Annotated in this window: 11 protein-coding genes; 7 read left to right on the plus strand and 4 right to left on the minus strand. The window is 72.2% G+C overall.

What is annotated here, in order from left to right:
- Positions 1-45 precede the first annotated feature (45 nt).
- Both ABZ404_RS30720 and ABZ404_RS30725 read left to right on the plus strand, forming a co-directional pair.
- Positions 46-984: a peptidase inhibitor family I36 protein gene (locus tag ABZ404_RS30720; RefSeq protein WP_358832974.1), complete on the plus strand. Its 939-nt coding sequence runs from the start codon at positions 46-48 to the stop codon at positions 982-984.
- The gene (locus ABZ404_RS30725) at positions 932-1,276 is read left to right on the plus strand and encodes a VCBS repeat-containing protein (RefSeq protein ID WP_358832975.1); all 345 of its coding nucleotides are present in this window, start codon (positions 932-934) and stop codon (positions 1,274-1,276) included. The genes ABZ404_RS30720 and ABZ404_RS30725 overlap by 53 nt, the downstream gene beginning before the upstream one ends.
- A gap of 7 nt (positions 1,277-1,283) precedes the next feature.
- Here ABZ404_RS30725 and ABZ404_RS30730 read toward each other — a convergent pair whose 3' ends face one another.
- Both ABZ404_RS30730 and ABZ404_RS30735 read right to left on the minus strand, forming a co-directional pair.
- The gene (locus tag ABZ404_RS30730; RefSeq protein WP_358832976.1) at positions 1,284-2,921 is read right to left on the minus strand and encodes a D-aminoacylase; all 1,638 of its coding nucleotides are present in this window, start codon (positions 2,919-2,921) and stop codon (positions 1,284-1,286) included.
- A gap of 8 nt (positions 2,922-2,929) precedes the next feature.
- A complete protein-coding gene (locus ABZ404_RS30735) occupies positions 2,930-4,198 on the minus strand; it encodes an amino acid deaminase (protein WP_358832977.1) in 1,269 nt (422 codons plus the stop codon).
- Between the two features lie 144 nt (positions 4,199-4,342).
- Here ABZ404_RS30735 and ABZ404_RS30740 point away from each other — a divergent pair, with 144 nt between their 5' ends.
- From ABZ404_RS30740 to ABZ404_RS30755, 4 genes are all read left to right on the plus strand, one after another.
- Positions 4,343-5,482, plus strand: a complete 1,140-nt coding sequence (locus ABZ404_RS30740) for a sugar kinase (RefSeq protein ID WP_358832978.1) — start codon at positions 4,343-4,345, stop codon at positions 5,480-5,482.
- Entirely contained in the window at positions 5,479-6,243 is a 765-nt protein-coding gene (locus ABZ404_RS30745; protein ID WP_358832979.1) for an IclR family transcriptional regulator, read from the plus strand. The genes ABZ404_RS30740 and ABZ404_RS30745 overlap by 4 nt, the downstream gene beginning before the upstream one ends.
- A complete protein-coding gene (locus ABZ404_RS30750) occupies positions 6,240-6,671 on the plus strand; it encodes a RidA family protein (protein WP_358832980.1) in 432 nt (143 codons plus the stop codon). The genes ABZ404_RS30745 and ABZ404_RS30750 overlap by 4 nt, the downstream gene beginning before the upstream one ends.
- Before the next feature lie 123 nt (positions 6,672-6,794).
- A complete protein-coding gene (locus ABZ404_RS30755; protein WP_358832981.1) occupies positions 6,795-8,279 on the plus strand; it encodes a gluconate:H+ symporter in 1,485 nt (494 codons plus the stop codon).
- Positions 8,280-8,823: 544 nt separating this feature from the next.
- Here ABZ404_RS30755 and ABZ404_RS30760 read toward each other — a convergent pair.
- Positions 8,824-10,203 (minus strand): M14 family metallopeptidase, encoded by a 1,380-nt coding sequence (locus ABZ404_RS30760; protein WP_358832982.1) that lies wholly within the window; start codon positions 10,201-10,203, stop codon positions 8,824-8,826.
- 419 nt (positions 10,204-10,622) lie between these two features.
- On the opposite strand from ABZ404_RS30760, the gene ABZ404_RS30765 reads away from it, so the two are divergent.
- Complete coding sequence (locus ABZ404_RS30765; protein ID WP_358832983.1) at positions 10,623-11,465, plus strand: serine protease; 843 nt, start codon at positions 10,623-10,625, stop codon at positions 11,463-11,465.
- A 46-nt stretch (positions 11,466-11,511) separates the two neighbouring features.
- On the opposite strand, the gene ABZ404_RS30770 is transcribed toward ABZ404_RS30765, so the two are convergent.
- Positions 11,512-13,314, minus strand: a complete 1,803-nt coding sequence (locus ABZ404_RS30770; RefSeq protein ID WP_358832984.1) for a glycoside hydrolase family 18 protein — start codon at positions 13,312-13,314, stop codon at positions 11,512-11,514.
- Positions 13,315-13,322: the final 8 nt, after the last annotated feature.

The raw sequence follows: 13,322 nt of genomic DNA on the forward strand, positions 1-13,322 counted from the left end.
CCTCCGGGTTCCTTTGATCCTCTGATTCCGAACGGAGTTCGGCCCATGCTCGGCACCACCCAGGCCCGGCGGCTGATCGGGACGGCCGCCGCCGTCGCCGCGTCGCTGGCCGCCCTTCTCACCTCGGCCCCGCCGGCGGCCGCGGAGAACTACGACCGCTGCCCGGCGCGCAAGCTCTGCGTGTTCCAGTACGCGAACTTCACGGGCAAGATGGAGATCATCTCCTCCAGCCGCCCCACCCTCGGCATCTGGAACAACTCGATCTCGTCCTTCGTCAACAACAGCGACCTCTACGTCGCGCTGGCCACGGAGGCGAACTACGAGGGCGAGCGCTACTACATCCACCCGCACAGCGGCCCCAACGACCTCACCGGCGGCACCATCGGCCGGGCGTGGGACAACAAGGTCAGCTCCCTCCGCATGGCGACCACCGACTACGAGGTCACCCAGGGCGTGCCGTGGATGGAATGGTTCGTCCAGGACGAGGAGAAGCGGCCCGCCGGGCTGCCGGCGGTCGCGCAGTTCGGTGACCTGAACAACGACGCCCGCCCCGACCTGCTGGAGCGGGCGGACGACGGGCGGCTGTGGTTCCTGTCGGGCGCCGGCGACGCCAACTGGGTGACCAAGGGCAGGCTCGTCGGCGGCGGCTGGAACGCGATGACCCAGCTGACGCGGCACGGCGACCACAACGGGGACGCCAAGGAGGACATCTACGCCCGCGACGGCTCGGGCACCCTGTGGTTCTACCCGGGCCGTGGCGACGGCGCCTTCGGCGACCGCGTGAAGGTCGGCGGCGGCTGGAACTCCATGCGCGAGATCAGCGCGGCGGGCGACCTCAACGGCGACGGCCGCCGGGACCTGCTGGCCCCGGGACACCTCCGGGGTGCTGTGGACCTACCCGGGCAACGGCCGGGGCACCTTCGGCGACCGTGTGAAGGTCGGCGGCGGCTGGAACTCCATGAACCAGCTCGCCTCGCCCGGTGACCTCAACGGCGACGGCAGGGCGGACCTGGTGGCCCGGGACGGGTCCCGGAACCTGTGGCTGTACCCGGGTAACGGCCGGGGCACCTTCGGCGACCGCGCCAAGCTCCCGTACGCCTGGCCCGCCGACGCCCCGGTGCTGGCCACCGGCGACGTCAACGGGGACGGGGTGTCCGACCTCATGCGGCCCATCAACTACCAGCTGTACGTCTACCACGGTGACGGGCACGGCGGCCTCGGCAGCCCGGCGGCGGACATGCTGTGGGACACCGCCCGTAACGTACGGGTCTTCTGACGGTACGTCAGGCCGCGGGCGGGGTGGGCGTTCTGCGGACCGCGCGCCCCGCCAGGACGTCCGTGCGCCGCCCGTCCTCGATGACGAACCGCCCGTCGATCAACACGTACGGGATGCCGGTGGGCAGCGTCCTGGGCCGCTCGAAGGTGGCGCCCGCCGCGACCGTGCGCGGGTCGAACAGCACGAGGTCCGCGCGGTAGCCCTCGCGGACCAGGCCCCGGTCGGTGAGCCGCAGCCGGGCCGCCGGGCGCGAGGTCAGATGGGCCACCATCTCCTCCAGGGAGAGGATGCCCAGGTCACGGGCGTAGTGCCCGAGGTAGTGCGGGAAGGTGCCGTAGGCGCGCGGATGCGGCTTGGCGCCCTGGAGGATGCCGTCGCTGCCGCCGGTGTGGACGCGGTGGCGCATGATCGCCCGCACGTTCTCCTCGTGGCCCACGTGCTGGAGGATCGTCGAACCGAGGCGGTCGTCGATCAGCAGCCGGCGGGCGGTCGTCCACGGCGTCTCGCCGCGCTCGCGCGCGGACCGGGCGACCGTCCTGCCCACGAAGGACGCGAGGGCCGGATCGCCCACCCCCGAGATCTCGATCGTCTCCCACTCGATGGGCACGCCGTGGCAGCCGTCCGCCCCGGCCACCTCCAGGTCGTGGCGGATCCGCTCGGCCGTCGCCTCGTCGCGCAGCCGCGCCAGCACCGCCCCGGGTCCGCCCGCGCCCGCCCAGCTCGGCAGCATCGCGGCGAGCGTCGTGCAGCCCGGGGTGTACGGATAGGTGTCCAGCGTGATGTCCGAGCCGGTGGCCAGCGCCCGGTCGAGCAGGGCCAGCAGCTCGGGGGCGCGGCCCTCGTTCACGCCGAAGTTCATCGTGGTGTGCGCCAGGTGCAGCGCGCAGCCCGCCGCCCGGGTCAGCTCCACCATCTCCTCGTACGCGCGCAGGGCGCCCGCCCCGTACGAGCGGTGGTGCGGGCAGTAGTAGCCGCCGTACCGCGCCACCACCTCGCACAGCGCGGTCAGTTCGGCGTCCAGGGCGTACATGCCGGGTGTGTAGGTGAGCCCGGAGGACAGGCCGACCGCGCCCTGCTCCAGGCCCTCGGCCACCAGCCGCCGCATCCGCTCCAGCTCCCGGGGCGTGGCCGCCCGGTCCTCCCAGCCCACCGCGTACATCCGGACCGTGCCCTGGGGGACCAGATAGGCGGCGTTGACGGCGATGCCCTCGCCGTCGAAGCCGTGGTCGAGGCGGTCCAGGTACTCGCCGACCGTGCGCCAGTCGAAGGCGAGGTCCGTGTCCCCGGGCGCGCCGCCGTTCCAGCCCGCGACGGCCGTGCGGACCTCGGCGAGGGTGCGGTCGTCGACGGGCGCGTAGGAGAGCCCGTCCTGGCCGAGGACTTCGAGCGTGACGCCCTGCGCGGCCTTGGCGCTGTGGTCCGGGTCGCGCAGCAGGGCCAGGTCGGAGTGGGCGTGCATGTCGATGAAGCCGGGGGCCAGGACCAGCCCGTCGGCGTCCAGGACGCGGGCGCCGGCCGGCCGGGGGCGGCCGTCGCCGTCGCGGCGCAGCACCGCGATCCGTCCGTCCCGGAGGCCGACGTCGGCGCGGAACGAGGGTCCGCCGCCGCCGTCGACCACCCGGGCGTCCCGTATGACGAGGTCCATCAGGGGCCTCAGAAGTAGGTACGGATGTAGTCGACGACCGTGCCGTCCGCCTCCACCAGCGGGATCAGCGGCCATTTGTCGAAACTGGTGCACGGGTGGGAGAGGCCGAGGCCCACCCAGTCGCCGACCTCCAGCTCCACGCCCGGGCCGGTGCGCAGCCAGGCGTGCTGGTCGGACAGGGCGGTGACCTCGATGCCGGTCGCCGGACGCTCGGTCCCGTCCGCCGCGCGCACCACCTGCGCCTCGGGCAGGTCGAGGTCGTGCGCCGCGTCCCGCTTGCCCGCGTTCACGAACGCCTGGCCGGGGCCGGGCCGCGAGACGACCTGCGCCCACAGGCGGAAGGCGGGGTGCAGGGCGCCCTCCTCGGGGATGCGGTTGAAGGGCGTGACGCGGCGGTACTGGCCGTCGTCGTGGCTGACGTACGCCCCCGAGCGCAGCAACTTCAGGACGGGCAGCGACAGTTCGGGGAGGTCGGCGAAGACCTCCGCCACCGCGTCGAACCAGGCGCTGCCGCCCGCGCTGACGACGATCTCGTCGAGGCCCGTCCCCGAGAAGCGGCCCGCCCGGTCGAACTCCGCCGCCAGCGCGGTCAGCCTGCGCAGCCATGCCGTGACGCGCTCGGGGGTGGCCCCCGGGACCTCGGCCTCGTACCCCGCCACGCCCACCAGGCGCAGGGTGCGGGTGGCGGCCACGGCGTCGGCGACTGCCGTGCAGTCGGCCTCGGTGCGGGCGCCGGTGCGCGCGCCCTCGCCCGCGCCCAGCTCGACCACCACGTCCACCGGGCGGGGCGCCCCGGTCAGCGCCGCGTCCATCAGCTCGACCCCGCGCACCGAGTCGACGTAGCAGATGAACCGGAAGGCGGCGTCGCGGGCCAGCTCGGCGGCGATCCACTTCAGGGCCGCCGCGTCCACCAGCTCGTTGCCGAGGAAGATCCGCTCGACGCCGAACGCGCGGGCCACGCGCACCTGGTGGGGCACGGCCAGGGTGATGCCCCAGGCGCCGTGGTCGAGCTGGCGGGCGAAGAGCGCGGGGGCCATCGTGGTCTTGCCGTGCGGGGCGAAGGCGAGGCCGTGCCGGGTCGCGTACGTCTCCATCAGCGCCAGGTTGTGCTCCAGGCGTTCGGCGGAGAGGGCCAGGACGGGGGTGGTGAAGCCGTCCGTGAACAGGTTCCGGCGCTGGGCCGCCAGCTCGCCCACGGTCAGTCCCTCGGCGTCCGGGGGCAGCCCCTTGAAGCGGTGGTCGACGCGCTCTTCGGCCAGTCCTGCCAGGAACCCCATGGAAGCCTCCGTGATCGCTGCTGCGCCGGGTGTTGCACTATGTGCAACACCCGTTGCGTATCTCGCTGACCGCTGTCTAACATCCGGGCCAACGCCGGGTCAATGGTGAGGGGCCGGGGTCCAGGGTGAAGGGAGCGCCGACGGGTGGACGTGGATGCCGTCTGTCTCGGGGAGTCCATGGTCGCGTTCCTGCCCGCCCGGCCGGGACGCCTCGCCGATGTGCCCTCCTTCGAACGGGGCGTCGGCGGCGCCGAGTCCAACGTGGCCTGCGCGCTCGCGGGCGCCGGGCACACGGTGAAGTGGGTCAGCCGGGTGGGCGCGGACGGCTTCGGGGACCACCTCGTCTCGGCGGTCGGCGCGTACGGCGTGGACACGTCCGGGGTGCGCCGGGACCCCGTACGGCCGACCGGCGTGTACTTCCGCACGGCCGACGACCGTTCGGACGGCGCTCACGAGGTCGCGTACTACCGGACCGGGTCGGCCGCCTCCGCGCTGTCCGTGGCGAACGTGCCCTGGGATTCCGTGTGGTCCGGGCGGGTGCTGCACCTCTCCGGCATCACCGCCGCGCTGTCGGACGACTGCCTGGAGCTGATGCGGGCGCTGCTGACGCGCCGCCCCGGGCGTCCGCTGGTGTCCTTCGACGTCAACCACCGGGCGGGGCTGTGGCGTCCGGGCTCCGACCCCCGGGTGTCGCTGGAGCTGGCGCGGGGCGCCGACGTGGTGTTCGTGGGGGAGGACGAGGCGGAGGAGGCGTGGGGGGTGCGGGGGGCGTCGGCGGTGCGGGCGGCTCTGCCGGAGGTGGGGGTGGTGGTGGTCAAGCGGGGCGCGCTGGGGGTGACCGTGTGTCAATCCCCCACCGCGCCCCTTCCCGAAGGCCTCCGGCGGCTGTCGGCCGGGCGCGGGCCGTCCGGGGCCGGTCGTGCGGTTCCCCGCGCCCCTGGCAGCCTGGGGGCGCGGGGAACCGCACGCTCGGCCCAGCACGGTCCGCGGCCCGACGTCACCGTCGTCCCCGCCCCCCGCGTGGACGTCGTCGCCCCCACCGGTGCCGGGGACGCCTTCGCCGCCGGGTTCCTCCACGGCACCTTGCGCGGACTGCCCGTACGGGAGCGGGCGCGGCACGGGCACCTCATGGCCGCGGCCGTGCTGACCGTGCCCGGCGACCACACCGCCCCACCCACCCGCACCCGCGCCGACCGGCTCGCCGCCCTGGACGACGACGCCTGGGGGAGACTTCGACTCGGCCCCGGCTGGACGGGGGAGGAAAGGGAGGTACGGAAGCCATGAGCCAGACCGTCGACCGGGCGCTGAGCATCCTGCCGCTGCTGGCGCAGGGCCCCGCCGACCTCGGCCGGGTAGCCGAGCGGCTCGGGGTGCACAAGTCGACCGCCCTGCGGCTGCTGCGCACCCTGCACGAGCACGGCCTCGTCTACCGGCAGGAGGACCAGCGCTACCGCCTCGGCGCGCGCCTGTTCGCGCTCGCCCAGGAGGCCGTCGAGAACCTCGACGTACGGGAGATCGCCCACCCCCACCTCGTCGCGCTCAATGAGCGCATCGGGCACACCGTCCACCTCGCGGTGTACGAGGACGGCGAGGTGCTCTACATCGACAAGGTGGAGAGCCGCTACCCCGTCCGCATGTACTCGCGGGTCGGCAAGCCCGTCGCCATCACCGTCGCCGCCGTCGCCAAGCTGCTCCTCGCCGACCTGCCCGAGGCCGAGCGCCGGACGGTGGCCGACCGGCTCGACTACCCGCTGTACACGTCCCGTTCGACGCCGAACGCCGCCGCGTTCCTGAAGGAACTCGCGGCCGTACGCGAACAGGGCTGGGCCACCGACCTCGGCGGCCACGAGGAGTCCATCAACTGCGTGGCCGCGCCCGTGACCGGCACCGACGGCCGCGTGGTCGCCGCGATGTCCGTCTCCGCGCCGAACGTCGTCGTCACCGCCGAGGAACTCCTCGCCCTGCTCCCGCTGGTGCGCCGCACCGCGGAGGCCATCAGCCGGGAGTACTCCGGCACCATCCCCCCAGAGGAAGGCAGTTCATGACCGGCACTAGCAAGGGGCCCGAGAAGACCGCCCTGGTCCCCGCCACCCACACCGCCCCGCCCGCGAAGTTCTCGCACGGCGTGCGCAAGGGCAACATCCTCCAGGTCGCCGGGCAGGTCGGGTTCCTGCCGGCGGCCGACGGCCGGGCCCCCGTCGTCGCCGGCCCCACCCTGCGCGAGCAGACCCTCCAGACCTTCGCCAACGTCAAGGCGGTCCTGGAGGAGGGCGGCGCCACCTGGGACGACGTGATGATGATGCGCGTCTACCTCACGGACGTCGCCCACTTCGCCGAGATGAACGAGATCTACAACGCCTACTTCGAGGAGCAGGGCCTGAAGGCCCCCGCCTCGGCGCGGACGACGGTCTACGTGGGCCTGCCCCCGGGCCTGCTCATCGAGATCGACGCGCTGGCGGTCCTGGACGACTGACCGCCGTATGCGCTTGGCACGACCACAGCACAGGCCGCACGGAGCGGCGCCCCGGACCGCCGGGGCGCCGCCCCGCGGTCCCCCACGCCCCGGAACAGCCCCGTCGAACACCGGAGTCGCCGTATGTCGTTCCCGCTCGCCACCACACCACCCCCGCCGCCCCCGCCGCACACCGGCGGCATCCTCCCGCTGATCGGCGGCACCACGGGCCTGCTGACGGTCGCGGTCCTGGGCATAGCGCTGCTGCTCCACCTCATCATCAAGATCAGACTCCAGCCGTTCGTGGCACTCCTCGCGGTCTCCATAGCCGTGGGCCTGGGCGCCGGCCTGTCGGTGACCGAGCTCTTCGGTACGGTCCAGAAGTCCGCCGCCGTCTCCACGGTCGAGGCGGGCATGGGCGGCATCCTCGGCCATGTCGCGATCATCATCGGGCTCGGCACGATGCTGGGCGCGATCCTCGAAGTCAGCGGCGGCGCCGAGGTGTTGAGCGCCCGGCTGCTGGCGCTGTCCGGAGAGGAACGCGCCCCGCTCGCCATGGGCCTGACCGGCCTGGTCTTCGGCATCCCGGTCTTCTTCGACGTGGGCATCTTCGTCCTCGCCCCGATCGTGTACGCGGCGGCGAAACGCTCCGGGAAGTCGATCCTCCTCTTCTGCATGCCGCTGCTGGCGGGCCTGTCGATGACCCACGCCTTCCTGCCCCCGCACCCCGGCCCGGTCGCGGCGGCCGGCCTCTTCCACGTCTCGCTCGGCTGGGTGATCCTCATGGGCGCGCTCGTGGGGCTGCCGGCGGTGCTGGCGGCCTGGGCGTACGCCGCGTGGATCGGGAAGCGGATCTTCGTGGAGGTGCCGCAGGACATGGTGGAGGCGGCGCGGGAGGCGCGGGCCGCGGTCGAGGCGGAACGGACGGCGGCGGGGCTGCCGCCCGCGTCCGGGGAGAAGCCGGTGCCGCTGACGACGGTCCTGGCCGTGATCGGCACGCCGCTGCTGCTGATCCTGGCGGCCACGTTCTCCTCGATCGCGCTGGACCCCTCCCGCATCCGCTCGGTGATCGAGTTCTTCGGCCACCCGTTCGTGGCGCTGACGATCGCGCTGGTGCTCGCGTACTACCTGCTGGGGATTCGGAGGGGATGGACCCGCACCTCCCTGGAGCGGGTCTCCACCGCCTCGCTGAAGCCGGTGGGGAACATTCTGCTGGTGGTGGGCGCGGGCGGGGTCTTCGGCGCGGTCCTGAAGGCGTCCGGCATCGCGGACGCCCTCGCCAGGACCTTCCACGACGTGGGCCTCCCGGTGATCGTGCTCGCCTGGCTGATCTCGGTGGCGCTGAGGGTGGCGCAGGGCTCGGCGACGGTGGCGATCGTGACGACGGCGGGGATCGTGGTGCCGCTGGTGGAGGGGTCCGGGTACTCCCAGGCGCATCTGGCGCTGGTGATCATGGCGATCTCGGCGGGGTCGATCTTCGCGTCGCATGTGAACGACGGGGGGTTCTGGATGGTGGCGAAGTACTTCGGGATCAGTGAGCGGGATACGTTGCGGTCGTGGACGGTGCTGGAGAGTGTGCTGTCGGTGACGGGGTTCGGGGCGGCGGCCCTCTTGAGCCTGCTGCTTTAGCCCCCACCCCGCCCGTTCCCTCAACCCCTCAGGCGGGCGGCCGGGGGGGGGCTCCGCCCCGGGGCCGGGGTTTCTGTCTGCGGGTGGTGGTGGGTTGCTCGCGCAGTTCCCCGCGCCCCTGTAGGGGTCCGGTGTTTGTCTGCGGGTGGTGGTGGGCTGGTCGCGCAGTTCCCCGCGCCCCTATAGGTACTTGCGGCCGCTCTATTTCGGATCCTCGGGCGGGGTGGTTCAGACCCTGCGGCGGCTGAGGAGCCGCGTCCGGGGCGGGCCGTAGGCCCGCCTTTCAGGGGCGCGGGGAACTGCGCGACCAGCCCCCCACCGGCCCGCAGGTTGACGCGCAGCGGGACGCGGGGGCCGCAGGCCCGGCTGTTAGGGGCGCGGGGAACTGCGCGACCAGCCCCCACCCGCCCGCAAGCTGACGCGCAGCGGGACGCGGGGGCCGCAGGCCCCGCCTGGTCCGGGGGGCCGGGGGCGGAGCCTCCTCCGCCCCCGCCCCGCCCCCGGAGGGTTTAGGGAAGGGGCGGGGTGGGGGCTCACCCCGGGGTCACGCACCCGCGCAGTACTGCGACTCCTTCCCGATCGACCGGTACATGCAGTCCGCGTTCTCCAGCAACTGCAACACCGCGTCCCGGTTCCGAGCGGTCTCCCGCTCGATCACCTCGTCGGGCGGATAGAACCCGCCCCCCGCCCCGGACTCCCCCGGATACATCTCGAAGGTGAAGTCGAAGATCTTCTGGGCGCCCCAGAGGTAGTCGTCGATCGTGCCGTCCGTGATGTACAGGTCACTGGACTGCTCCGGCGTGTACCCGTTGGACGCCGCCATCTTCCCCCCGACCGCCGCGAACGCGTCGTGGTCGTCCTTCGTCAGCCCGGTCGCCGTGTCGTTGTACGTGTAGCCGAACGGCCACAGCACCAGCTCGCTGTAGGTGTGGAAGTCGATCCCGGCCTTGATCTGCTGCTTGCCCCCCACCACCCGGCTGCGGGCGAAGTCGGCGACGACCTTCACCTCGGGCGCGGACTCGGCGGCCGAGCCGCGGTACGTCTCGGAGCCCTTGCTGCCCGAGGAGCCGCCGCAGCAGCCCCACTTGTAGTTCCAGTTGCGGTTCAGGTCCGTACCGACGTACGACGAACCGGAGTTGGGCTGGCGGTTCTTGCGCCAGCTGCGGTACGACCCGGTGGCGATGTCGTACTCGCCGCCGTCCGGGTTGAGGTCCGGCACGATCCAGATCTCGCGGTTGTTCACCATGTTGGTGATCCGCGAGTCCTGGCCGTACCCCGCGCCGAACTCCCGTAGCAGATACAGCGCCATCTCCACCGTGAGGTGCTCACGGGCGTGCTGGTGGAAGGTGAACAGGACCTCGGGCTCGTTCTCGTCGGTGGCCACATTGTCGCTCACCTTGATGGCGACGATGTCCCGGCCCTGGTACGACTTGCCGATCACGCGCCTGCTCATGATCGAGGGGTACTGGGCGAGGCGCTGGTCGATCTCCGCCGTCATCTCCGCGTAGTTGTGGTACTTCGCGTCCGCCGGCGGGAAGTCGAAGGGCACCGCCTTCAGGCCGCCGCTGCGGTCGGGCGGTCCGGGCAGCGCCTTGAGCGTGTAGCCGAGCGTGCGCAGGTTCCGTGCCTGGCGGGCGTCGGCGCTGACCACGACGGAGTGCTCGCGCACCTCGTCGATGGAGACCCCGGTGGCCGCGAGGGCGGTGCGCGCGGCGGGGGTGGCCGGGCCGTGGATCTCGTACTGGACGGTGGCCTCGTCGGCGGCCACGTCCGCGCGCTCGCGCGGGGAGGGCGCCGGGGACGCGGTGGCGTGGGAGGTCAGCGGGGCGGCCAGGGCCATCGCCAGGAGAGCCGCGAGGCCCGCCGAACGTCTGGCACCGCCGCGTGGCGCGTGGGTGGCGCGCGTACGCGTACGAAGTCGCATGAATGCTCCTGGGGATCCAGAGGTGGGGGTGTTCATGTCGACGTTGCTGGGGTGGTGCGTCGCACCCTGAGCTTCCGGGCATGGCATGTCAGCGTCAAGGTGCGCCGTTCCTCACCCGGTCCGGGTGGGCGATATCCCGTCAAGGTCGTTCCGGCGCGGCTCCATGGAGTGCATGGTGCTCGGCGGAGCCGCCGATCCGATCGTCCGACCGGTCCCGGTGGGCCGTACGGGCGTACGGGATGCCCCGTACCGCTCCCGTCTAAAGCCGCGCGCGTACGTGACCGGCGATCGGCGCGAGCGGCCCGACTGGCCCGAACCGGACGGTTGCCCCCGGGGGTTGGGGCGCCCAACAATGCTCATGACAACTTCAGGAACCCACTCCTGAAGCCCTTCAGAACCCTTCAGAGGGGAACCCCCACATGAAGAAGCCTCTCGTCGGCACGGTGCTGGCGCTGCTGCTCGTCGGAGCGGGCGCGGCGCCGGTCGTCGCGGCGCCGCACACCCACAGCGGCGCCAAGGCGACGGTCAAGGCGGTCGACTTCGCCGGAACGGTCGCGCTGAGCAACTGTTCCGGGTCGCTGATCCGCACCCCGAGCTCCCAGCCGACCGACCCCGCTCTCATCCTCTCGAACGGCCACTGCCTGGAGACCGGCTTCCCGGCCGCCGGCGAGGTCATCACCGACCAGCCCTCCTCGCGCAGCTTCTCGCTGCTCAACGGCTCGGGCAGCAAGGTCGGCACCCTGCGGGCCACCAAGGTCAGCTACGCGACGATGACCGACACCGACATCACGGTCTATCAGCTGGGCAAGACGTACGCGCAGATCCAGAGCCAGTACGGGATCGGCGCGCTCACCCTCAACGACCAGCACCCGGTCGCGGGCACCGCCATCAAGGTGGTCTCCGGCTACTGGAAGCGCACCTACAGCTGCGCCATCGACGGGTTCGCGTACCGCCTCAAGGAGGGCGACTGGACCTGGAAGGACTCCGTCCGCTACACCTCCGCCTGCCAGACCATCGGCGGCACCTCGGGCTCCCCGGTCATCGACACGGCCACCGGCAAGGTGGTGGCGGTGAACAACACCGGCAACGAGGACGGTCAGCGCTGCACGGAGAACAACCCGTGCGAGGTGGACCAGAACGGCAACGTCACCGTTCACTACAAGATCAACTACGCCCAGGAGACGTACATCATCGTCCCCTGCATAGGCGCCGGCAACCGGTTCGACCTGAGCCGCCCGGGCTGCACCCTGCCCAAGCCCTGACCCACGTCTCCCCGCGCCCCGGTCCGGGGCGCGGGGAGAGGTGCCGCTACGGCAGGGCGTGGACGTGCGGTCCCACCGCGTTCGACCAGGCGTTGCCCGCCTTCGCGTCCCAGTTGGTCGACCAGGTCATGGCGCCGCGCAGCCCCGGCCAGGTCCGCGGGGGCTTGAAGGAGCCGCAGTTGGTCCCGGCGGTCAGGCAGTCCAGGGCCGCGTTCACCACCGACGGGGAGACGTAGCCGCTGCCCGCGCCGCTGGGGGAGGCGGGCAGACCGAGGCCCACCTGGGACGGGTCGAGGCCGCCCTGGAGCTGGATGCAGGCGAGCGCGGTCAGGAAGTCGACCGTTCCCTGCGAGTAGACCTTGCCGTCGCAGCCCAGCATCGAACCGCTGTTGTAGTACTGCATGTTGACGACGGTCAGGATGTCCTTGATGTTGAGCGCCGTCCTGAAGTACTCGCCCGACGTCGACTGCATGTCGATGGTCTGCGGCGCCATCGTGATGACGAGCCTGCTGCCCGCCTTCGACGCCAGCGAGCGCAGGGCCTGCGTCATATAGGTCGAGTTGAGGCCGTTCTCCAGGTCGATGTCGACGCCGTCGAAGCCGTACGTCTGCATCAGCGCGTAGACGGAGTTGGCGAAGTTCGCCGCCGACGTCGCGTCGTTGACCGACACCGTGCCGTTCTGCCCGCCGATGGAGATGATCACCGACTTGCCGGCCGTGTGCTTGGCGGCGATGTCCGCCTTGAACTGGTCGACGGTGTATCCGCCGAGGCCGGCCGTGTCGAGGTTGAAGGTCACCCCGCCCGGCGTGCCGGTGGCGTCCGCGAAGGAGACCGCGATGATGTCGTAGGCCGCGGGCACGTCGCTGATCTTCTGGACGGTGGCGCCGTTGTTGAAGTTCTGCCAGTACCCGGTCACCGCGTGCTTGGGCACGGTCCCGCCGCCCGGGTTGCCGGTCGCGGAGGTCTTCGCGGTCACCGCCGCCGACCTGGCGGACTCCCCGGCGGCGTTGGTCGCGCTCACCTGGAACTGGTACGACGTCGACGCGCTCAGCCCCGTCACGGTCGCCGAGGCGCCGCTCACCGACTGCACCTTGGCGCCGTCGCGGTAGACGTTGTAGCCGGTCGCGCCCGAGACCGCGCCCCAGGACAGGTCCACGGAGGAGGAGCTCACCGCGCCGACCGCGAGGCCGCCCGGAGCCGCCGGGACCGTCGGGGCCGGGTCGCCGCCCCCGCCGCCGTCCGGGCCGAAGACGGAGACGTCGTCGGCGTAGTAGGCGCTCTGGCCGTACCAGCCGTGGGTGTAGATCTGCACGGAGGTGGTGGAGGCCCCGGTCCTGAACGTGGTCGACAGCTGGTTCCAGCCGCCGCCGGTGCCGGGCGTCCAGGTGGAGACGTCGCCGGTACCCGTCCCGGAGGCGCCGAGGTAGACGTAACTGCCCTGTACCCAGGAGCTCAGCGTGTACGTGGAGTTGGGCTTCACGGCGACGCTCTGGACGCACTGGCCCGTGTCGGAGCCGGACGGGCTCGCCTTGAGGGCGGCGGCTCCGCCGTGCACGGGCGAGGAGACGACGGATCCGCTACCGGCCGTACAGCTCCAGCCCGTCAGGCCCGACTCGAAGCCCGCGTTGCGGGCGTTGTTGACGTCCGCCGCGTGGGCGGTGCCGGTGAGCCCGGCTATGGACAGGGCGCCTGCGGCGGCAACGGCCAGGCCGACTCTGCCGCTTGCTCGTTTCACTTGCTGCCTCCGGTGGGGGAGTGGGGAGGGCGGTGGGGAGGGGAGCGCGCGCTGTGCGTACAAGTTGGTCCAGACCAATCCGGTTGTCAAGACCTCTGGCGCCCCTCGTGGCATCACAGAAA

Source organism: Streptomyces sp. NPDC005878 (assembly GCF_040629815.1).
Taxonomy (GTDB): Bacteria; Actinomycetota; Actinomycetes; order Streptomycetales; family Streptomycetaceae; genus Streptomyces.

Coding starts and splice junctions, on each gene's coding strand:
- ABZ404_RS30720 (WP_358832974.1), top strand. CDS start 46: ATGCTCGGCACCACCCAGGCCCGGCGGCTGATCGGGACGGCCGCCGCC.
- ABZ404_RS30730 (WP_358832976.1), bottom strand. CDS start 2,921: ATGGACCTCGTCATACGGGACGCCCGGGTGGTCGACGGCGGCGGCGGA.
- ABZ404_RS30735 (WP_358832977.1), bottom strand. CDS start 4,198: ATGGGGTTCCTGGCAGGACTGGCCGAAGAGCGCGTCGACCACCGCTTC.
- ABZ404_RS30745 (WP_358832979.1), top strand. CDS start 5,479: ATGAGCCAGACCGTCGACCGGGCGCTGAGCATCCTGCCGCTGCTGGCG.
- ABZ404_RS30750 (WP_358832980.1), top strand. CDS start 6,240: ATGACCGGCACTAGCAAGGGGCCCGAGAAGACCGCCCTGGTCCCCGCC.
- ABZ404_RS30755 (WP_358832981.1), top strand. CDS start 6,795: ATGTCGTTCCCGCTCGCCACCACACCACCCCCGCCGCCCCCGCCGCAC.
- ABZ404_RS30760 (WP_358832982.1), bottom strand. CDS start 10,203: ATGCGACTTCGTACGCGTACGCGCGCCACCCACGCGCCACGCGGCGGT.
- ABZ404_RS30765 (WP_358832983.1), top strand. CDS start 10,623: ATGAAGAAGCCTCTCGTCGGCACGGTGCTGGCGCTGCTGCTCGTCGGA.
- ABZ404_RS30770 (WP_358832984.1), bottom strand. CDS start 13,314: ATGCCACGAGGGGCGCCAGAGGTCTTGACAACCGGATTGGTCTGGACC.